Raw genomic sequence first — 22,092 nt, 5'->3', positions numbered from 1 at the left:
TCTGCGGCCAGCATGCTGGCGCGCTCCAGCGTACGGTTGGCAACCACGATACGCTTGACACCAAGGTCATGCAGGTGTCGGGCGACCAGAGTAATGGTCTCGCCCGCACCGATCAACAAGGCCTGACTGCGTTGCAGGTCACTGAAAATCTGTTTCGCCAGACTGACGGCCGCAAATGCCACCGAGACCGGGTTTTCGCCGATAGCAGTATCGGTACGCACCTGCTTGGCAGCGCTGAACGTGGCCTGAAACAGACGCCCTAGCAGCGGACCGACGGTGCCGGCTTCACGGGCAACGGCATACGCGGACTTCATCTGGCCGAGAATCTGCGGCTCGCCCAGCACCAGAGAGTCCAGCCCCGAGGCCACGCGCATCATGTGGCGCACGGCAGCATCATCCTCGTGAACATAGGCACTGGCACGCAGCTCTTCCAGGCTGAGGTGATGGTAATCGGCAAGCCAGGCCAGAATACTGTCTGCCGCGAGGTGATCATGCTCGATATACAGCTCGCTGCGGTTGCACGTCGACAGGATCGCAGCCTCACGACTTTCGGTCAGGCGGCAGAGCTGCTGCAGCGCCTCGACCAGTTGTTCGGGGGTAAATGCCACGCGCTCGCGAACGTCGACCGAGGCGGTCTTATGGTTGATACCGAGTGCAAGGAAGGCCATTCAGGGTCGCAGGTGGTGACGTGAAGCCGGTAATTGTCCTACTTCGATAAGCTCAGAACAACCACCGGATATTATTGTCCCACTACAATCGCTCGTTGCAGGCCGCGCTTTCGGGTCCGCAGCGCAGCAAACACACGCATTGCATCAGTTTTTCCAACGGCTGTGGGTTTTGCCGACAGCCTTGTGTCATGATGCTCCCACCGCAGGTAAGCCGCCCTTCTTATATATGAATAGATCCTCCGCGTTGTTCCTTGCTCTTGCTTTTCTAGCCGGCTGCCAGTCCACAGGCCCCGCCTCGTCGCAGCCCGTGCCCGCTCAAAAAGACGCGCCTCCAGCGCCTGAACCCAAGCCGCAAGTCTATGGCTCGTTCACTCAGGACACGCTGGTCAGCCTGTTGAGCGCGGAGCTGGCCGGCCAGCGCAATCGTTTTGACATCGCGCTGGATAACTACGTCACCCAGGCGATAAAGACCCAGGACCCGGGTGTTTCCGAGCGCGCCTACCAGATCGCCGAGTACATGGGCGCCGACCAGTCGGCGCTCGAAACCGCGCTGGTCTGGGCGAAAAACGCGCCGACCAGTCTTGAAGCGCAACGGGCAGCGGCCATTCAGCTGGCGCGCGCCGGTCGCTACGACGACTCTCTGGTGTACATGGAGAGGGTTCTGCAAGGTCAGGGCGACACGCATTTCGACTTTCTGGCGCTGTCAGCTGCCGAAACCGACTCCGACACACGCAACGGTCTGCTCAAGAGCTTCGACCGTCTGCTGGGCAAATACCCGAACAACAGCCAGCTGATTTTCGGCAAGGCGTTGCTGCTTCAGCAGAATGGAGACGCCGAACAGTCGCTCAAGCTGCTGGAAGACAACCCGCCCAAAGAAGGTGAAGTAGCGCCGATCCTGCTCCGCGCGCGCCTGCTGCAAAGCATGAACCGCGGCAAGGAAGCAGTGCCCCTGCTGGAAAAAAGCATCAAGAAATACCCGGACGACAAGCGCCTGCGCCTGACATATGCACGCATGCTCGTCGAGCAGAACCGCATGGAAGACGCCAAAGTGCAGTTCTCCTCCCTGCTCAAGCAGTACCCCGATGACGACGAACTGCGCTTTTCGCTGGCACTGGTCTGCCTGGAAGCCAAGGCCTGGGATGAGGCCGCGGGTTATCTTGAAGAGTTGATCGAGCGCGGCGCCCACGTGGACTCCGCGCACCTGAACCTGGGTCGCATTCACGAAGAGCGCGAAGACCCGCAAAGCGCACTCAACGAATACGCTCAGGTCGGACCTGGTCCCGACTACCTTGCCGCGCAATTGCGCCAGGCCGATATTCTGGTCAGCAACGGCAACGGTGCCGAAGCGGCCAAACGCCTGTCCGAAGCGCGGGCCGAAGAGCCCGACTATGCGATACAGCTTTACCTGATCGAAGCCGAGACGCTGACCAGCAATGATCAGCTGGATCGTGGCTGGCAGGTTCTGGGGCAGGCGCTCAAGCAGTATCCGGATGACGTCAATCTGCTTTATACCCGTGCCATGCTGGCTGAAAAGCGCAACGATCTGGCGCAGATGGAAAAAGACCTGCGAACCATCATCAAGCGCGAGCCGGAAAACGCCATGGCGTTGAATGCGCTCGGCTATACCTTGTCCGACCGCACAACGCGCTACGCCGAAGCACGTCAGCTCATCGAGAAAGCCCATCAGATCAGCCCTGATGACCCGGCGGTTCTCGACAGCCTTGGCTGGGTGAACTACCGCATGGGCAATCTGGACGACGCCGAGCGCTATCTGCGTCAGGCACTTGAACGCTTCCCGGATCATGAAGTGGCTGCGCACCTCGGCGAAGTATTGTGGGCCAAAGGCGAACAGCGCGAAGCCCGAAAAGTGTGGGCCAAGGCCCTGGAACAACAACCCGACAGCACCGTCCTGCGCAGCACTCTGCGGCGCCTGACCGGATCAGAGAACCTTTAACGTCATGTTTTTGCGCCACGTAATCGTATTCAGCCTCATTGCCCTGCTCACCGGTTGCGCCGGGCTAACCTCTCGCGAATCCGTTCAAGGCAAGGGCGACCCTGCACAATGGCGCGAACACAAACAGCAACTGACCAGCCTTGACGGCTGGCAGATCAACGGCAAGGTAGGCATCCGCGCACCAAAGGATTCCGGCAGCGGCACGCTGTTCTGGCTGCAACGCCAGGACTACTACGACATCCGCCTGTCAGGCCCGCTGGGTAGAGGTGCTGCGCGCCTGACCGGCAGGCCGGGCGCGGTAGTGCTCGAAGTGGCCAATCAGGGTCGCTATGAGGCCACTACGCCAGAAACTCTCCTGCAAGATCAACTGGGCTGGAAATTGCCGGTATCGCACCTTGTATGGTGGGTACGCGGCCTGCCCGCCCCCGACAGCAAAAGCAGCGTGACGCTGGATGGCGACAGCCGCCTGGCCAGTCTCGATCAGGATGGCTGGCAGGTGGAATACCTGAGCTACGTCGAGCAGAACGGCTACTGGCTGCCGGAACGGGTCAAGCTGCACGGCCAGGATCTCGACGTCACGCTGGTCATCAAGGACTGGCAGCCCCGCAAGCTGGGGCAATGATCATGAGTGCGCCACAAATGGTTTTGCCGGCTCCGGCAAAGCTGAACCTGATGCTGCACATCCTCGGCCGCCGCCCCGACGGTTACCATGAATTGCAAACCCTGTTTCAGTTTCTCGACTACGGCGACGAACTGGGTTTTGCAATCCGTGAAGACGGTGAAATCCGCCTGCAGACTGAGGTCCCCGGTGTTCCGCATGACAGCAATCTGATCGTCAAAGCCGCCCGCGCATTGCAACAAAAGTCCGGCTGTACGCTGGGCATGGATATCTGGCTGGAAAAACGCCTGCCCATGGGCGGCGGCATCGGTGGCGGCAGTTCCGATGCAGCCACTACCCTGCTCGGCCTGAATCATTTGTGGCAACTGGGCTGGGATGAAGATCGTCTTGCCGCGCTGGGCCTGACACTGGGTGCCGACGTGCCGGTTTTTGTGCGTGGCCGCGCAGCATTTGCTGAGGGTATCGGTGAAATCCTGACCCCGGAAAACCCGGAAGAACCGTGGTATTTGGTGCTCGTGCCGCAAGTCGCTGTAAGTACAGCAGAAATTTTTTCAGATCCGTTGTTGACACGCGACACGCCGCCCATTAAAGTGCGCCCCGTTCCCAAGGGAAACAGTCGAAATGACTGTAAGGTGGTTGTAGAGAGGCGTTACCCGGAAGTACGTAACGCTTTGAATTTGTTAGGTAATTTTACCGAAGCAAAATTAACCGGAACTGGAAGTTGTGTGTTTGGGGCCTTCCCAAACAAAGCTGAAGCTGATAAAGTCTCGGCCCTTCTTACAGAGACCCTTACGGGGTTCGTAGCGAAAGGAAGTAACATCTCGATGTTGCATCGCAAGCTACAGATTCTGTAACAGGAATTGAGTGTCAAGCACTCGATTGATTCAATACAGGGGCGTCGCCAAGCGGTAAGGCAGCAGGTTTTGATCCTGCCATGCGTTGGTTCGAATCCAGCCGCCCCTGCCATTTTCTATACTCATCCAGGTTACCCTCAGCCTCTAGGTACTGCGCGTGTCCAAGATGATGGTCTTTACGGGGAATGCCAACCCCGATCTCGCTCGGCGTGTAGTACGTCAGCTGCATATCCCACTGGGTGATGTTTCTGTTGGAAAGTTTTCCGACGGTGAAATCAGCACTGAGATTAATGAAAACGTCCGCGGTAAAGACGTCTTCATCATTCAGCCGACCTGCGCACCAACGAACGATAACCTGATGGAACTCGTCGTGATGGCTGATGCCTTCCGCCGCTCCTCAGCGTCCCGAATCACTGCTGTGATTCCCTACTTTGGTTATGCCCGCCAGGACCGCCGTCCGCGTTCCGCACGTGTTGCTATCAGCGCGAAAGTCGTTGCCGATATGTTGACCGTAGTGGGAATCGACCGTGTGCTCACGGTTGATCTTCATGCTGACCAGATCCAGGGCTTCTTCGATATTCCGGTAGATAACATCTACGGCTCCCCCGTTCTGGTGGATGACATCGAAGACCAGCGCTTTGAAAACCTGATGATCGTTTCCCCGGATATCGGCGGCGTCGTGCGCGCACGTGCTGTTGCCAAATCTCTGGGTGTAGATCTCGGTATCATCGACAAACGCCGTGAGAAAGCCAATCACTCAGAAGTGATGCATATCATCGGTGATGTCGAAGGGCGTACCTGCATTCTGGTTGATGACATGGTCGATACCGCCGGCACACTGTGCCATGCGGCCAAGGCCCTGAAAGAGCATGGTGCCGCCAAGGTCTTCGCCTACTGCACACACCCTGTGCTGTCGGGCCGGGCCATCGAAAACATTGAAAATTCTGTGCTGGACGAACTGGTGGTGACCAATACCATCCCGTTGTCCGCCGCCGCTCAAGCCTGTGGCCGTATCCGTCAACTGGATATTGCACCGGTAGTCGCCGAAGCGGTTCGCCGCATCAGCAACGAAGAATCGATCAGCGCAATGTTCCGCTAAGGGGTTTCCCTTAGCCTGCACTTTGCTGACGAAAAGCGCCCCGCCCTGACATCCGGTCAGGGCGGGGCTTTTTTGCCCATACCGCCCGAGCGCTGGTCGCAAACGCGACGGTGGATGTGGTTAATTTGGAGATACAACATGAACGAATTTACACTGAATGCAGAACAGCGTTCCGACCTGGGGAAAGGTGCGAGCCGCCGCCTGCGTCGTCTCGCCAGCCTGGTTCCAGCTGTCGTCTACGGTGGCGACAAAGCTCCTGAGTCCATCAGCATGCTGGCCAAGGAAGTTGCCAAACTGCTCGAAAACGATGCGGCCTACAGCCACATCATCGAGCTGAACGTTGGTGGCAAGAAGCAAAACGTGATCATCAAGGCACTGCAACGTCACCCGGCCAAAGGCCATGTGCTGCACGCTGACTTCGTGCGCGTTATTGCTGGTCAGAAACTGACCGCAATCGTACCGATCCACTTCCTGAACGAAGAAGCTCCGGTCAAGAAAGGCGGCGAGATCTCGCACACTACCACCGAGCTGGAAGTGACCTGCCTGCCGAAAGACCTGCCTGAGTTCATCGAAGTAGATCTGGGCGCACTGGAAGTGGGTGACAACGTTCACCTGTCCGAGCTGAAAGCCCCTAAAGGCGTCGAATTCGTTGCTTTGGCACACGGTACTGACTTGGCAATCGCCAACGTCCACGCACCGCGCATCGTCAAAGACGAAGAAGAAGGCGAAGGTGAAGAAGGCGCTGCCGAGTAATTCATTACTTGGTAACGTCGGAGTTGCTCAGGAAACACCGCGAGCGATAGCAGGCAAAGCGGGCGAGATCGCGGAGTTTACATCATGGTAAATGAGCAGTTTTCGCCAGTATTGCCGCTGTCGCCAGCGGTTGAACCCACAACTCCAAAGGAAGAGCCCCTGTCGTGACCGCCATACAACTGATCGTGGGCCTGGGAAATCCAGGCGCTGAGTACGAACAGACCCGGCATAACGCAGGGGCTTTTTTTGTTGAGCGTATTGCTGCGGCGCAACGAGTCAATCTCGTTCCCGAGCGCAAATTCTTTGGCCTGACCGGGCGCTTCACGCATCAGGGTCAGGATGTTCGTCTGCTGATCCCCACCACCTACATGAACCGCAGCGGCCAGGCCGTCGCGGCACTTGCCGGTTTCTACCGCATTGCGGTCGAATCGATTCTGGTGGCGCATGACGAACTTGACCTGCCTCCGGGCGTTGCCAAACTCAAGACGGGCGGCGGCCATGGCGGTCACAACGGCCTGCGCGACATCATCGCGCAGCTCGGCAACCAGAACACATTTCATCGCTTGCGGCTTGGCATCGGCCACCCGGGCGATGCCAGCAAGGTATCCGGCTTTGTCCTGGGTCGAGCGCCACGCGCCGAACAGGAAAAACTGGACGCCAGTATCGATTTTGCCCTCGGCGTGCTGCCGGATATCCTCGCCGGTGAATGGAACCGGGCGATGAAAAACCTGCACAGCCAGAAGGCCTGACATCACTCGAGGGGAAACACCATGGGATTCAATTGCGGCATCGTCGGCCTGCCTAACGTCGGCAAGTCCACCCTGTTCAACGCGCTGACCAAATCAGGTATCGCAGCCGAGAACTTCCCCTTCTGCACCATCGAACCAAACAGCGGCATCGTACCAATGCCTGACCCGCGCCTGGCGGCCCTGGCAACCATCGTCAACCCGAAGCGCATCCTGCCGACCACCATGGAGTTCGTCGACATCGCCGGCCTTGTGGCAGGCGCCTCGAAGGGTGAAGGCCTGGGCAACAAGTTTCTCGCCAACATCCGCGAAACCGACGCCATCGCCCACGTAGTGCGCTGCTTCGAAGACGAGAACGTGATTCACGTCTCCAACAGCGTCGACCCCAAGCGTGACATCGAGATCATCGACCTGGAACTGATCTTCGCCGACCTCGACAGCTGCGAAAAACAGCTGCAAAAGGTCACGCGCAATGCCAAGGGCGGCGACAAGGACGCAGTGGTCCAGAAAGGCCTGCTCGAGCAACTGATCGCACACTTCAGCGAAGGCAAGCCCGCCCGCAGCCTGATGAAGAGCATGAACAATGACGAGAAAGTCGTCATTCGCAGCTTCCATCTGCTGACCACCAAGCCGGTCATGTACATCGCCAACGTTGCTGAAGACGGCTTCGAGAACAACCCGCTGCTGGACGTGGTCCGCGCCATTGCCGAAGAAGAAGGCGCAATGCTGGTGCCGGTCTGCAACAAGATCGAAGCAGAAATCGCCGAGCTGGATGACGGCGAAGAGAAAGACATGTTCCTCGAAGCCCTGGGCCTCGAAGAACCCGGCCTGAACCGCGTAATTCGCGCCGGCTACGAAATGCTTCACCTGCAGACCTACTTCACCGCAGGCGTCGAAGAAGTCCGCGCCTGGACCGTCCGCGTTGGTGCTACCGCACCACAGGCCGCAGGTGTTATCCACACCGACTTTGAAAAAGGCTTCATTCGCGCTGAAGTCGTGGCTTACAACGACTTCATCCAGTTCAAGGGCGAGGCTGGCGCCAAGGAAGCAGGCAAGTGGCGCCTGGAAGGCAAGGAATACATCGTCAAGGACGGTGATGTGATGCATTTCCGGTTTAACGTCTAAACCATAGGCGGCTCTCATCCATCGCCCCAAAGGCCCCGTTAAGCGGGGCTTTTGCGTTTCTATGGGTCGGTGCGCAGCAGCCCGCAGTACTATTTCAGACCCCCTCGAATTATTTGCTGGGGATGTCTATTTTTCTATGTAAAATATCGTCCTTTAATCGTCGCTTATCCACGTCATTTTAAACATTCGTGTTTGACGCAAGCAGATGTCAAAGACGGCGACTGATCAGCGATTGTTTCCACGGACCGGGCAGAGCCTTGTCACAACCCAAGGTAGATACTCTTTTGAAGATCTTAGTAACAGGCGGTGCAGGCTTCATCGGTTCGGCGGTCATTCGGCACATCATTGCCAATACAACGGACTCCGTCGTCAACGTCGACAAGCTTACCTATGCGGGCAATCTTGAATCACTCCAGTCCGCGGATCAAAGCGAGCGCTATGCGTTTGAGCACGTCGATATCTGCAACCGCGAAGACCTCGATCGGGTCTTCAAAGAGCATCAGCCTGATGCCGTCATGCACCTGGCAGCCGAATCCCACGTAGACCGCTCCATCACCGGCCCGTCGGAGTTCATCCAGACCAACATCATCGGCACCTATGTGTTGCTTGAAGCTGCACGCGGCTACTGGAGCCAGCTGGATGAAGCGCGCAAGGCCAACTTCCGTTTCCATCATATTTCGACCGACGAAGTGTATGGCGATCTGGAAGGCCCGGAAGACCTCTTCACTGAAACCACCCCTTACCAGCCAAGCTCGCCCTACTCCGCCAGCAAGGCCAGTTCCGACCACCTGGTACGTGCCTGGAGCCGTACCTACGGCCTGCCGACCCTGGTCACCAATTGCTCCAACAATTACGGCCCGTGCCACTTCCCCGAGAAGTTGATCCCGCTGATCATCCTCAACGCGCTGGAAGGCAAGCCGCTGCCTATTTACGGTAAAGGCGATCAGGTTCGTGACTGGCTGTACGTCGAAGACCACGCTCGCGCGCTTTACAAGGTCGTGACTGAAGGCGAGATCGGCGAAACCTATAACATCGGCGGTCACAACGAGAAGCAGAACATCGAAGTGGTCAACACTGTCTGCGCCCTGCTCGACCAGATGCGCCCGGATTCGGCTCATCGTCCGCATGCCAGCCTGATCACTTATGTTCAGGACCGTCCTGGCCACGACCTGCGCTACGCAATCGACGCCAGCAAGATCCAGCGCGAACTGGGCTGGGTACCGGAAGAGAGCTTCGAGTCGGGCATTCGCAAGACCGTGCAGTGGTACCTCGACAATCCTGAGTGGGTTGCCCACGTCAAGAGCGGCAGCTACCAGCAATGGATCGACAAAAACTACACAGCACGCGCCGATAAATGATGAAAATTCTTCTGCTGGGAAAAAACGGCCAGGTCGGTTGGGAGCTGCAACGCTCTCTGGCGGTACTGGGCGAGGTCGTGGCGCTTGATCGCCACACCGTCTCTACAGACTATGGCGACCTTTCCGGGGACCTCTCCAACCTCGAAGGTTTGCGCAACACGATTCGCCGCGTTCAACCTCAAGTCATCGTCAACGCCGCGGCCTACACTGCCGTCGACAAGGCAGAGACCGAGCAGGAACTCGCGCATACGGTCAACGCTCTGGCAAGCCAGGTTCTGGCAGAAGAGGCCCACACGCTGGACGCCCTGCTGGTTCATTACTCGACGGACTACGTGTTCGACGGTACAGGGACCACTGCGTGGAAAGAAAGCGACGCTGTGTCTGCGGTCAACTATTACGGCGCGACCAAGCTTGAGGGCGAACGACTCATTGTTGCCTCAGGCTGCAAGCACCTGATCTTCCGCACCAGCTGGGTTTACGCGGCACGCGGCAACAACTTCGCCAAGACCATGCTGCGACTTGCAAAAGACCGCCCCACGCTGAATGTGATCGCCGATCAGATTGGCGCACCTACAGGCGCAGAGTTGCTGGCCGATATAGCCACGGCGGCGCTGCAGCAAGCGCTTGCAAGGCCGGAACTCTGTGGCATATACCACTTGGCGCCTGCCGGCGAAGTGTCATGGCATGCCTACGCGCAGTACGTGATTGATTACGCACGCGCCAATGGGGAACCTCTGGCGGTAGAAACGATCAACCCGATCGGCACAGCCGAGTATCCGACACCTGCGCAACGTCCTCTGAATTCGCGTTTGAACACAGAAAAGCTGCGCCACAATTTTTCTCTGCACCTGCCTGACTGGCAAAGTGGTGTAGCCCGAATGCTCATGGAAACTCTGAATAAATGACCACCATCAATCGTAAAGGCATCATCCTGGCCGGCGGCTCGGGCACTCGTCTGCACCCGCTCACCCTTGGCGTATCCAAGCAGATGCTGCCGATCTACGACAAGCCGATGATTTTCTACCCTCTGTCAGTGCTGATGCTGGCAGGCATGCGCGAAGTGCTGATCATCTCCACGCCAGAAGACTTGCCAAGTTTCCGCAAGCTGCTGGGCGATGGCAGCCAATATGGCATTCAGCTCACTTACGCAGAGCAACCTACGCCTGACGGCCTGGCGCAAGCCTTCATCATCGGCGAAGAGTTCATCGGCGAAGACCCTTGCTGCCTGATCCTGGGCGACAACATCTTTTACGGTCAGCACTTCTCCGACAACCTGCGCTCTGCCAGCCAGCAGACCAGCGGTGCTACCGTTTTCGGTTACCACGTTTCCGACCCGGAGCGCTTTGGTGTTGTCGAGTTCGACGACACAGGTCGCGCCTTGAGCATCGAAGAGAAGCCTTCAGAGCCGAAGTCGAGCTACGCAGTCACCGGCCTGTACTTCTACGACAATCAGGTTGTTGAAATCGCGAAAAGCATCAAGCCTTCCGAACGTGGCGAGCTGGAAATCACCGACGTGAACCGCGCTTACCTTGAGCAGAAGAGCCTGACCGTAGAGATCCTGGGGCGCGGCTTTGCATGGCTCGACACCGGCACGCACGAGTCGCTGCTGGAAGCGAGCCATTTTGTGCACACCATCGAGCAACGCCAGGGCTGGAAAGTCGCTTGCCTGGAAGAAATTGCCTACACCAATGGCTGGATCACTGCCGCTCAGTTGGGTGAACAAGCCCAGAAACTGAAGAAAACCGGTTACGGGCAGTATCTGCAGAAGCTGCTCGACCTGGGCTCGTTCTAAGACTGCCAACCTCTATTCCATACCGCAGGGCTGCGAACAGTATGTCGTCTGTTATTCCAAAGGTCGCCGTGCTGTTGGCAGCCTACAACGGCAGGTCATGGATAGAGGCGCAACTTGAATCCATTCTGATGCAGACACATGTCTGCGTCAGCGTGTTCATCAGTGTCGATACCTCTACGGACGGCACTGAAGCGTGGTGTGCCGACTATGCGCAGCGCCATGCAAACGTCACCCTGCTGCCGCTTGCCGCACGATTCGGCGGAGCGTCGCGCAATTTCTTTCGCCTGATTCGGGATGTGGACTTCTCTTCGTACGATTACGTGGCGTTTTCCGATCAGGACGATATCTGGTACCCAGACAAGCTTGAGCGCGCCGTATCGGCCCTGAAGCCCGGCAACCATCACGCCTACTCCAGCAATGTCATCGCCTTCTGGCCGAATGGGCAACGCCTATTATTGGACAAGGCCCAGCCTCAAGTTCGATGGGACCATCTTTTTGAAGCGGCAGGCCCCGGCTGCACCTATGTTTTGAGCCGCCCTCTTGCGGATGCCTTCAAGGCGTCGCTTATTGCGCAGTGGGACGCGGCACAGTCTGTCAGTTTGCATGACTGGTACTGCTACGCATTTGCTCGCAGCCAAGGCTACCACTGGCTTATCGATCCGGTTCCAGGCATGGACTATCGTCAACATGCCAATAACCAGGTTGGCGCCAACACCGGGCTGGCTTCACTGCTCACTCGCCTGAAAAAGATTGCTGACGGCTGGTGGGCCGGACAGGTGCTGTTGATCAGCCAGTTGACCGGGGGCAACGAAGCGCTGCCCACGGGGAAGACGGCTGGCACACGATGGCTATTTCTTCGCCTCGCGTTCAAGGCACGAGAGTGCCGCAGAAGACCCCGAGACAAGCTTTTTTTCATAATTGCCTGCCTGGCAGCTACGCTGAATAAACCTGAACAGCCCGATAATCGCTAGATTGCAAATCCGGCTCATCCACAGCTGTATATTTCCCTGCCCACCTGCGAAGTGCCTTTCGCAAGCTTTTGAAAAAGCAGCATTTAAGTATCTTTGCATGACAGCAAAGGTTGCCAGACATCACTTATGGCCGGGCATCGGACAGCACGCCGCAGACGCTTAATTTCACGGCCGCTGAATGTTCTCAAGCGGCCGCTTATGTTAATGTGCAGGCCTTTGTTTTCGGTATCAGAAGCTCAATGAAACCGGTAGCCAGAACGGAACCAGAGTCGAAAGGCAGGGTCATTTGTACCGCCCAGCCAGGGACGACAGGCCCAAGTTGCCCTTACAGCAATGAGTTCACATACCGGATACGCTTTATTTAGTAAAACCGTCCTGCAATGAAGACCTCGTGTTACTCATCGTCGGAACCTACGTCGGAAAATTACAAATAGACGATGCATGCTCCGCGCCCCTCAGCGACGACAGAACCATCCCCTTATCCAGCGCGAAGACTTCCCGCCCAGGCGGTCAGTCTGTGCCGCACACGATGCCAATGAGCTTCGATACCGTAAACCGCCTTTTACTGGCGCAATCACATTCCCTGGCGCGGGCGCTTTTCTACGCGCGCCCGCCCCAACCAAGGTTGCATGAGCAGACCTTGATGAGCATTTCGGAGATACGTTACCTATGAATGCAACACGCCTCGCCATTCCAGACGTCATCGTGTTCGAGCCCAAAACATTCGGCGACGAACGCGGCTTTTTCTTTGAAAGCTTCAACCAGAAGGCATTCGAAGAGGTCGTGGGTCGGCCTGTGAAGTTCGTTCAGGACAACCACTCTCGTTCAGTAAAAGGTGTACTGAGGGGCCTGCATTATCAAATTCAACAGCCCCAGGGCAAGCTTGTACGCGTAACCGTAGGCGAGGTGTTTGACGTCGCCGTCGACCTGCGCAAGAGCTCCCCGACCTTCGGCAAATGGGTGGGCCTGCATCTCACCGCCGAAAACAAAAAACAGTTGTGGATCCCGGAAGGCTTTGCTCACGGCTTTGTCGTGCTGTCCGAAAGCGCCGAGTTCTTGTACAAGACCACTGACTACTGGGCGCCTGAGCATGAGCGCAGCCTGGTGTGGAACGACGCAAGCGTAGGCATCGAATGGCCATTCAGCGAAGCGCCCTCCCTCTCCGCAAAGGACCAGAAAGCCGTCGCCTTCGAAGACGCTGAGGTATTCGCGTAATGAATCCTCACCAAACACCCTCGGCGGGACCTCTACGCCTGGTCAGCAGCCTGTGGACGAACAGGTCATTGATCTCGCAAATGACCAAGCGTGAAGTCATTGGCCGCTATCGTGGCTCGGTAATGGGCCTGGCCTGGTCATTCTTCAATCCGGTCTTGATGCTGGCGGTTTATACCTTCGTTTTTTCCGAAATTTTCAGCGCACGCTGGGTCGGCGTAGACACTGGCAAAGGCGGCTTTGCCATTCTTCTGTTCGTCGGCATGATCGTGCACGGCCTGTTCGCAGAATGTGCCAACAGGGCGCCGTCTCTGGTCATGAGCAACAGCAATTACGTCAAGAAAGTGGTTTTCCCGCTGGAGATCCTGCCAGTCATTACCTTGGGCTCGGCACTCTTCCACAGTTGCATCAGCCTGATCGTGCTTGTGATCGCGCAATTGTTGATATCGCACACGCTCTACTGGACCGCACTGCTGTTCCCGTTGATTCTGGTGCCACTTATTCTTGGCACTTTGGGCATCAGCTGGTTTCTCGCCTCGCTGGGTGTATACCTGCGCGATGTCGGCCACGTGATCACCGTGCTGACTACCGTTCTGTTGTTCCTGTCGCCTGTTCTTTATCCTGTAGCTGCGCTCCCTGAAGTGTATCGCCCGTGGCTGCAGATGAACCCGCTGACCTACATTATTGAAGAAAGCCGGAGCGTACTGCTGTTCGGCAACCTCCCCCATTGGGACAGCCTGGGCATCGCAATTGCCGTCGGTGCGGTAATTGCTGTCATCGGGTTCTGGTTCTTCCAAAAGACACGTAAAGGATTCGCTGATGTCATCTGATCAACCGGTTATCAGCGTACAAAACGTATCGAAGTGTTTTTACACCTATGACAAACCCCACGACCGCCTGAAGCAAGCGCTTGTACCGAGACTTCAGCGCTGGTCAGGGCAGGCAGCAACCACGACCTACGGCAAGGAATTCTGGGCGCTACGCGACGTCAGCTTCAATGTTGGTAAAGGCGAAACGGTTGGCATCGTCGGTCGCAACGGCTCGGGCAAGTCCACCTTGCTGCAGATCATCTGCGGCACGCTGAGCCCTACCATCGGAGAGATTCACACCCGTGGCCGAGTAGCGGCGTTGCTGGAGCTTGGCTCAGGGTTCAACCCAGAGTTCACTGGCCGCGAGAACGTGTACCTGAACGCAGCCGTGCTGGGCCTGACGCGTGACGAAGTGGACGAGCGCTTTGACGCGATCGCAGGGTTTGCCGACATCGGCGAGTTCCTTGATCAGCCGGTCAAGTCGTACTCGAGCGGCATGGCCGTACGCCTGGCATTTGCGGTTCAGGCTCAGGTCGATCCGGAAATTCTCGTCGTGGATGAAGCTCTTTCCGTGGGCGATGCCCGTTTTCAGGCCAAATGCTTCGAGCGCCTGAGACAGCTGAAAGAAAACGGCACCAGTATTCTCTTGGTTACTCACTCCAGCGAGCAGGTCGTTACCCACTGTAATCGCGCGATTTTGCTTGAAAAGAGCAGGATCGAGATGATTGGCGAATCGCGTCCTGTCATCAATCGTTATACCGATCTTCTGTTTGGGCGTGACAAGAGCCCGATTACCGACAAAAGCCTGGACCTTGCCGAAGCCGAGCGTGTAGAAACCGCGCCGGTCGAAGCAGACAAGATAGCGCTACGCTTCGACGAAGATGTGTACGCCAGCAGGCCAGGCTACAACCCTCATGAATACCGCTGGGGGGACGGTGCTGCAACATTGCTCGACTTCCATATGAGCGCTTCGGGACGGGAGTTCCCCAACAGTGTCGAGTCGGGTGAAGACATCGTTCTTGATCTGGCACTGAGGTTTAACAGCACGGTGGTCAACCCGATTATCGGCTTTACGATCAAGACCAAAGAAGGCGTCACCGTTTACGGCACCAACTCCTATATGCAGGACTGCGAGGGCACCGCGCTGATCGGCAATGCCGGCAAACAGGCCAAGGCTCGCGTGAAATTCAAAAACGCACTGGCAACCGGTGATTACTTCATTTCCATAGGCATTGCCTCCCGGCAAAGCGAAGACATAGTGCCCCACGACCGACGCTATGATTCGATACATTTCGTCGTAGAACCTACTCCGAAGCTACTGGGCTTGATAGACCTGGGTGCCTCCATGGACATAGAACCGGTAATTGCTGATGTTTGAACTGGATAAATACGGCTATAGCCTTGATGCAAGCACTGGGGTTTGGGTGCGTTCCGATTATCAAGGCATCGCGTACAGCGACGGCGATAATTCTGAAACCGAGCTGGCCAGTATCGTACGTGAAGCGAAGGATGTATCAGTACTGTCCAGTGAGCTGCCACAGTACTGCACTGACTGGCCCAAGCTTTATCACCTGACCTCCAGCCGTGGAAATATCTTCCGGCCGTTCGAGAGTCTCATCAAAGGCAAATCAATCCTTGAGATAGGCGCAGGATGCGGCGCAATAAGCCGTTACCTGGGTGAAGCAGACGCTACGGTCCTGTCCTTGGAAGGCAGCCCACGACGCGCAGCAATTGCCGCAAGCAGAACGAGAGACCTGGATAACGTCACCGTACTCGCTGAAAGGTTTGACGATTTTAAAGTCGACCAACAGTTCGATGTAGTGACACTTATCGGTGTTCTCGAATACGCCAGCATGTTCAGCGCAGATGCTGACCCGGCTTTCGGCATGCTGAATCGCGTTCGCAAACTGTTGAAGCCTGACGGCCACCTGTTCATCGCCATCGAAAATCAGCTGGGCCTCAAATATTTTGCAGGCGCACCAGAAGACCATGTCGGCGTTGCGATGTATGGCATCGAGGGACGATATATAGATCGGCAGCCGAAGACATTTGGTCGAAAAGAGCTGCAAGCGCTGATTGCTCGCGCAGGGTTCAAGGCGTCGGATTTTCTATCCCCCTACCCCGACTACAAAATTCCGAACTCGATCATCACTGAAAGCGGTTTTAAGTCGCATGACTTCGACGCGGCTGCGCTCGCTTCCCAGAACACTCGAAAAGATCCACAACTGCCTGCAAACACCACATTCAACCTGGAAAGAGCGTGGCCCGTTGTCATTGATAACCACTTGGGCATGGACCTCGCCAACTCTTTCCTGGTAGTTGCCTCCTGCCAGCCAGAACAGGTGGTGCCGACCGATATCCTGGCGTACCACTACAGCACAGGCCGTAATGCCGAATATTGCAAAGCGACCGTGTTCGTCGAAACGCCTGAAGGCATCGAGGTTCGCTACCACCGCCTTAGTGACAACCCCGTACCGGAAAGTCTTGGTGATGCGCACAAGTTCATTCTTCCCGACGCGCATGGTTACGCCAAAGGTTCGCTGCTGAGCCTGAAATTCTACGAGGCCGCATCAACCCACAACTGGAACGTGGCCACCTTCACACCGTTTCTATCACTGTATGTAAACAGCCTCAAACAGCTGCTTGCATCAGAGGGCCATGATCTTGCACTTGATCATGTAGACGAGCGTCTGCCAGGTCACTATATCGATGCCGTTGCGCAGAACATCATCCTTGACAGCGAAGGCCAGCCGCACCTGATCGACATCGAATGGGAAATGGTCGAAGGTGTGGAGCTGGGGCATTTGCTGATGCGTGGTTTGCTGCTGCTGATTGCCAGCGCAGTACCTTTCCATCCAACTGCAACTATGATCAGCAGGCGCGACTTCATTATCCAGTTGATGGCCAGCGTCGGCCTGACAGTGACGGATGAAGAGCTCAATCGCTTTGCTGTACTCGAAGCCATGTTCCAGGAAAAAGTCACCGGTCGTGAGGCTGCCAGCTTTCTGAACTGGGCACCCGATGCCACCATTCAGAAGACGGGTTCGCAGTTAAACGAGGCGCCTAAGCTGGCAACGCTTTATCTGGGCGATGCTGAAGGAGGATTCGCTGAAGACCGGACAAAAACCCAGCGTGTTCACGACGGTTTTCAGACGGTTATTTTTGAAGTTCCCGCTTCAGCCCGATGCGCCTCTTTACGTTTCGACCCCACCAACGTGAGGCAGTCATTTTCGATCAGCGCCATCAAGGTTTACAGTTCGAACGCGAAGTTATGGGCGTGGTACGACAATACGGATGCTCAACTGGCTTCCGCAGGCGTCACAGCATTCTCCAGCGATGCCAACGGCACGTTGTTCATGGCACTCAACGATGATCCGCACGTGATGTTGCCTGCCGATCTGAATTCGCTGATTACGGGTAAGTCATTCAAAGTCCAGATCTCGTTCACCCTGCTCACTGAAGGTCAGGTCGCTGAACGACTGCTTCAACAAGAAGAAGAGCTCAAACAGGCACTTGAAACCACCTCGGACCTGAACATTAAAGAGCACTCTGCACTTGAGGCTGTCGAAGCGGCAAATCTGGCGGAGCAAGAGAACCACCGCCTCGCCTTGGCCAATATAGAAATTGAAAACCTGTCCGTTCAGGAAAGCCATCGCCTGGCGTTGAATGAGCTGGAAGCTGCCAATGCAGCGCTTCAGGAAAGCCACCGCCTGGCGTTGAGTGAGCTGGAAGCTGCGAATGCAACGCTTCAGGAAAGCCATCGTCAGGTGCTGGCAGACCTTGAAGCCCAAAAACTGGCCATGCAAGAAATCCACCGGCAAGAGCGGGAGGAGCTTGAAGCTCAAAACCTCGCCATTCTGGAAAGCAATCGGCTCAAGTTGATGGAAGCCGAAAGCGAGCATCTGGCGGCTCTGGAAACCCACCGTGCAGCACTGATGGGGCTTAAAACCGAAAATCTTGCCTTGCAAGAGAGCCATCATCTCAGGCTGAAGGAGTTCGAAGCCGAGCACCTGTCTTTACAAGAGAACCACCACACCACGTTGGCGGATCTTGAAACTAAAAATCTGGCCTTGAAAGAAAGTCATCACCTCGCATTGACGAGTATCGAGACCGAAACGCTGAATCTGAAGCAACATCAGCGTCGAGTACTGGATGGCCTTGAAAGCAAAAACCTGATGCTGCTGGAAAATCATCGCCTTGAGCTGGAAGGCAGAGATACTCATATTCATAATTTGAACCTGAATATCATCTCGATGCAGTCCTCTTACAGCTGGAAGGTAACAGCGCCGCTCAGGAAAGTGACGAGGTCTTTCTTTAGAGCAAAGAGCATCCTTACTTCGCTGCCTATGATTATTCGACGCGGCGGTGGTGTGTCAGGCACAGCAAAGAAAGCATATCGAGTTTGGCGAGCGAGAGGTATTGCTGGCGTCATTGCTCAAGCGCGGTGGGCCAAAACCAGCACAGTGCAGGCAATGCCCGGAAACAGGAATGACTATGCTTTATGGGTGCAGCAATACGACACTCTAGACGATGTAAAAATAAACCGCATCAACGATGACATAGCTCATTGGGGTGAGGGTCCGGTCATTTCCATCATCATGCCAGTCTACAACCCTCCTCTGGATTTACTGCGCGAAGCGGTAGAGAGCGTTCGTGCCCAACTCTACCCACAGTGGGAGCTTTGCCTTGCGGACGACGCATCGACTTATCCGGAGGTTATTGAATACCTGAAATCGTTGAGCGCTCTGGATGACAGGATCAAAGTCGTTTTTCGTGAGGACAATGGGCATATTTCAGCGGCCAGCAACTCGGCGCTTGAAATCGCCACGGGCGAATTTGTCGCACTGATGGATAACGATGATTTGCTGCCCCGACATGCGCTCTACTGGATTGCTAAAACGATTCGTGAAAACCCTGATGCCGGCCTTATCTACTCCGATGAAGACAAGATCAGTACGGACGGCAAGCGCAGTTCGCCCTACTTCAAGTCAGACTGGAACGAGTTCCTGTTCCGCTCGCAGAATATGGTTTGCCACCTCGGCGCCTATCGCAGAGACCTTGTCAACGAAGTCGGACAATTCCGAACGGGTTTTGAGGGCGCTCAGGACTATGACCTGGCACTGCGGTGCGTAGAAAAGCTTGAACGGAACCAGATTATTCATATCCCTCGTGTGCTCTACCATTGGCGCATACACGCCGGCAGCACTGCGATGGCAGGTGATGAAAAACCTTACGCGGCGCTGGCTGGGGTCAAGGCACTGGATGAACACCTGGAGCGCAAAGGCGGCGTCGGAATCGCCGAGCTGTCTTCTTCGAGTATGTATCGTGTTCATTACGCATTGCCAGCGTCGCCGCCACTGGTGAGCCTGATAATTCCCACCCGGAATGCCCATGCCCTTGTCAAACAGTGCATCGACAGCATCAAGCAACTGACGACGTATACTCATTATGAAATCATCCTGATAGACAACGGCTCCGACGAACCGGAATCGCTCGAGTATTTTGCTCAGCTCGATCAGGAAGAAAACATTCGCGTCATGCGCGATGAAGGCCCATTCAATTACTCAGCGCTCAATAACGCGGCAGTGCGTATAGCGAACGGCGAACTGATCGGGCTTATCAATAACGATATCGAGGTCATCACCCCTGAATGGTTGAGTGAAATGGTCTCGATAGCCCTACAGCCCAATGTCGGAGCCGTAGGAGCGCGTCTGTGGTATCCGGATAATCGGCTGCAGCATGGTGGTGTCATCACTGGCTTGGGCGGCGTTGCGGGCCACTCCCATAAATACCTGTCCAAAGGCGCACCTGGTTATTTCTGCAGAGCAGAGTTGATCCAGGAGTTTTCCGCAGTAACTGCCGCCTGTTTGATTATCAAAAAATCCACGTTCGACCAGGTCGGAGGATTGGAGGAGGAGCACTTGAAAATCGCCTTCAACGATGTGGACTTCTGCCTCAAAGTCAGAGAGGCAGGCTACGTGAACGTGTGGACCCCATTTGCAGAGCTCTACCACCATGAATCTGCGACCCGTGGCCTGGAAGATACTCCTCAAAAGCAAGAGCGCTTCACCAAGGAAATCGAATACATCAAGTCACGCTGGCCTGATATTCAAGCTGACTATGCCTACAGTCCGAACCTGACATTGAGCCACGAGGATTTTAGTATGGCCTGGCCTCCGAGGATCAGCAGTTGAGTAACGTTATTTGCAAAGTAAATCCTCAAACAAGGAAAACTGAAAGCCTAGGAGCTTTGCGTGCCTGAGAATACTATTCATAACAGCATTACGAAAACCTCAAAGCCCCGCTACCAATTGTTGTTAGCTGCCGTGTACATTATCGTCCTAATCTTATGGTCGGTAGGCATCTCGTTCCATGGAGGACCTGATGAATCAACACACTTTTTTTTGCTAGAATACCTCAAAACATTTCATGAACTGCCTAATGCTGCGGAGCCACTACAGCCATTTACCGGCAGCCTTTCCGGCTATACATGGCACCCCGGAGAGTTCTGGTATCATGGGTTACCCTTTCCCCATGTAATAGGTGCCATGATCAGTTCATACGGTCTAAGTTGGTTACTACCGGATGATTTGGCATACCTATCAGCCCGAAGCTTTAACTGGATACTCGGCGCTGTTTTTATTTGTGCACTTTATAGAATAGCTTGCAGAGCAGGCATGACAGAAAAGAGCGCTGCTTTTAGCGCGCTTATTATATCCCTTATCCCCCAAGTATCTTTTGTATTCTCCTACTTCAACAGCGATGCGTACGGACTTGCTAGTATCGCACTGCTTTTAAGTAGCCTCCTAGGCTATATAAAATCGCCCACGAAGTACACCGCAATCTGTTTCGGTGCTGCACTTGGCTTGATGTTTCTTGCAAAACTTTATTTTCTTCCTGCACTTGTCTTTGCTGGCAGCATGCTGATTGCTTATCGATATGCAGGAGAAAGAAAAGTTACCCAACTCTTCCCGTTGGCGCTCGTAGTGGGCCTGCTTATCTCAGCCCCCATGCTTATAATTACTTACCTTAAATACGGTGAAATTACCGGAATTACCGGACAACTGGACTTTGTAGCAATGCACAAGTCTAATCCGGCGCAGGGGTTTGGCACTTGCTATATTAAATGCCCTGGGCATTTAATCGACATGACTACAGTCCTGCCATGGCTGAGCTTAGCCACGAAAAGTTATTTTTCGGTTACAGGCTGGATGAATGTATACATCCCCGACTCTTATTATATGGGAGCAGCATTGCTTCTTATATTAATTACACTGACTGCTATAGTCCAGACGGCACGAGCCTGCGCACTGCCAGACAAGAAAAAATTAATATTAGAAAACCTACTTCCTTTAATCATGATTCTTGGTTTATTTCCATCAATTATAATTCTTAGCCTAGTTGCCTCTCAGAATAGTTTACCTCAGCCGCAAGGTCGATACCTCTTTGTCACCATACCATTCCTCGCTCTCATTATTTCAATTGCAACTACCACACATGCGAATCATCAGACATCCGCGTCGCTAGCACGTATCGCGAAATCTCGTCATTTCCACATGAAGTGGTTATTCATGGTCACTATATGGATGGCTTGGACCAATATGGTTGCTTGGAGCGCAAACACTTTAAGTCAGCCTAATCTTCAAAAGTCGGCCATCGGAAGACCTTTGTCTGAAGCGGTGCAAGAGACAAGCGGTCCAATCAACGCAGCTGGCGCATTCCCTACCGCAGCTCAGTTGTCTAAGCGACTCTCAATAGAGAGCGGTGAGTTCTCTCTAAAGGCCCCTGTGTCACAGGATCTTCCAAGGGGCAACATTGACGTGATGCGGCAAACCTCAGACGGTTTGTACATAAGAGGTTGGAGTTATATTGAACCCGGTGATGGAGTACCTCTTTACGTGATTGCTGTCGAAGAAGGTAAAATTGTAGGGGCTTTGAACATCGATGGAAAAAGGCAGGACGTTGCAGCGGCCATCGGGGATAAATCAGCACTCCGCACAGGCTATGAAGGCACCTTCCTGTCGGTATCTCCCGCCGACAAGTGCAATCTGAAGCTATACACTGTCAGTTCTTCATTTCAAATTTTCGCAATGCCTGATGTATGCGAGTTCATCAGCCGTTCGTCTCACTGA

17 protein-coding genes and 1 tRNA gene are annotated in these 22,092 nt (G+C 55.1%); 17 read left to right on the top strand and 1 reads right to left on the bottom strand.

Annotated elements, in window-relative coordinates; translation table 11 throughout:
- On the bottom strand, nt 1–668 hold a 668-nt coding region (gene hemA, locus ALO43_RS21305), incomplete at its 3' end, for a glutamyl-tRNA reductase (RefSeq protein ID WP_081032946.1).
- 226 nt (nt 669–894) lie between these two features.
- On the opposite strand from hemA, the gene ALO43_RS21300 reads away from it, so the two are divergent.
- The 17 genes from ALO43_RS21300 to ALO43_RS21215 all read left to right on the top strand — a co-directional run bounded on the left by ALO43_RS21300 (nt 895) and on the right by ALO43_RS21215 (nt 22,092).
- The gene (locus tag ALO43_RS21300) at nt 895–2,622 is read left to right on the top strand and encodes a tetratricopeptide repeat protein (protein WP_024670116.1); all 1,728 of its coding nucleotides are present in this window, start codon (nt 895–897) and stop codon (nt 2,620–2,622) included.
- A gap of 4 nt (nt 2,623–2,626) precedes the next feature.
- The gene (lolB, locus tag ALO43_RS21295; protein ID WP_005891143.1) at nt 2,627–3,244 is read left to right on the top strand and encodes a lipoprotein insertase outer membrane protein LolB; all 618 of its coding nucleotides are present in this window, start codon (nt 2,627–2,629) and stop codon (nt 3,242–3,244) included.
- Between the two features lie 2 nt (nt 3,245–3,246).
- A complete protein-coding gene (gene ispE / locus ALO43_RS21290) occupies nt 3,247–4,095 on the top strand; it encodes a 4-(cytidine 5'-diphospho)-2-C-methyl-D-erythritol kinase (RefSeq protein ID WP_054998025.1) in 849 nt (282 codons plus the stop codon).
- Between the two features lie 37 nt (nt 4,096–4,132).
- A tRNA-Gln gene (locus ALO43_RS21285) sits at nt 4,133–4,207 on the top strand.
- Nucleotides 4,208–4,252: 45 nt separating this feature from the next.
- A complete protein-coding gene (locus tag ALO43_RS21280; RefSeq protein ID WP_003317125.1) occupies nt 4,253–5,194 on the top strand; it encodes a ribose-phosphate pyrophosphokinase in 942 nt (313 codons plus the stop codon).
- 138 nt (nt 5,195–5,332) lie between these two features.
- Nucleotides 5,333–5,947, top strand: a complete 615-nt coding sequence (locus ALO43_RS21275; protein WP_005891139.1) for a 50S ribosomal protein L25/general stress protein Ctc — start codon at nt 5,333–5,335, stop codon at nt 5,945–5,947.
- 164 nt (nt 5,948–6,111) lie between these two features.
- Complete coding sequence (gene pth, locus ALO43_RS21270; protein WP_024670113.1) at nt 6,112–6,696, top strand: aminoacyl-tRNA hydrolase; 585 nt, start codon at nt 6,112–6,114, stop codon at nt 6,694–6,696.
- Nucleotides 6,697–6,717: 21 nt separating this feature from the next.
- Entirely contained in the window at nt 6,718–7,818 is a 1,101-nt protein-coding gene (gene ychF / locus ALO43_RS21265; protein WP_054998022.1) for a redox-regulated ATPase YchF, read from the top strand.
- A gap of 284 nt (nt 7,819–8,102) precedes the next feature.
- The gene (gene rfbB, locus ALO43_RS21260; protein ID WP_005891130.1) at nt 8,103–9,176 is read left to right on the top strand and encodes a dTDP-glucose 4,6-dehydratase; all 1,074 of its coding nucleotides are present in this window, start codon (nt 8,103–8,105) and stop codon (nt 9,174–9,176) included.
- Nucleotides 9,176–10,081 carry a dTDP-4-dehydrorhamnose reductase gene (gene rfbD / locus ALO43_RS21255; protein ID WP_053931892.1) on the top strand — a complete coding sequence of 302 codons (906 nt, stop codon included), beginning with the start codon at nt 9,176–9,178 and terminating at the stop codon, nt 10,079–10,081. The genes rfbB and rfbD overlap by 1 nt, the downstream gene beginning before the upstream one ends.
- Nucleotides 10,078–10,968, top strand: a complete 891-nt coding sequence (gene rfbA / locus ALO43_RS21250) for a glucose-1-phosphate thymidylyltransferase RfbA (RefSeq protein WP_005891123.1) — start codon at nt 10,078–10,080, stop codon at nt 10,966–10,968. Before rfbD ends, rfbA begins: the two co-directional genes overlap by 4 nt.
- Before the next feature lie 41 nt (nt 10,969–11,009).
- Complete coding sequence (locus tag ALO43_RS21245; RefSeq protein WP_054998021.1) at nt 11,010–11,939, top strand: glycosyltransferase family 2 protein; 930 nt, start codon at nt 11,010–11,012, stop codon at nt 11,937–11,939.
- 669 nt (nt 11,940–12,608) lie between these two features.
- Nucleotides 12,609–13,154, top strand: a complete 546-nt coding sequence (gene rfbC, locus ALO43_RS21235; RefSeq protein ID WP_005891114.1) for a dTDP-4-dehydrorhamnose 3,5-epimerase — start codon at nt 12,609–12,611, stop codon at nt 13,152–13,154.
- Nucleotides 13,154–13,981, top strand: coding sequence for an ABC transporter permease (locus tag ALO43_RS21230; protein ID WP_024670109.1), 828 nt, complete (start codon nt 13,154–13,156; stop codon nt 13,979–13,981). The genes rfbC and ALO43_RS21230 overlap by 1 nt, the downstream gene beginning before the upstream one ends.
- On the top strand, nt 13,971–15,338 hold the full coding sequence (locus ALO43_RS21225) for an ABC transporter ATP-binding protein (RefSeq protein ID WP_053931889.1): 1,368 nt from the start codon (nt 13,971–13,973) through the stop codon (nt 15,336–15,338). Before ALO43_RS21230 ends, ALO43_RS21225 begins: the two co-directional genes overlap by 11 nt.
- Nucleotides 15,331–20,154, top strand: a complete 4,824-nt coding sequence (locus ALO43_RS21220; protein WP_054998024.1) for a glycosyltransferase — start codon at nt 15,331–15,333, stop codon at nt 20,152–20,154. The genes ALO43_RS21225 and ALO43_RS21220 overlap by 8 nt, the downstream gene beginning before the upstream one ends.
- Before the next feature lie 60 nt (nt 20,155–20,214).
- A complete protein-coding gene (locus tag ALO43_RS21215) occupies nt 20,215–22,092 on the top strand; it encodes an ArnT family glycosyltransferase (RefSeq protein WP_051126724.1) in 1,878 nt (625 codons plus the stop codon).

It is taken from the genome of Pseudomonas tremae, assembly GCF_001401155.1.
Taxonomy (GTDB): Bacteria; Pseudomonadota; Gammaproteobacteria; order Pseudomonadales; family Pseudomonadaceae; genus Aquipseudomonas; species Aquipseudomonas tremae.
The sequence above is the reverse complement of the archived record's forward strand: the minus strand, read 5'-3'. Positions and strand labels throughout refer to the sequence as shown.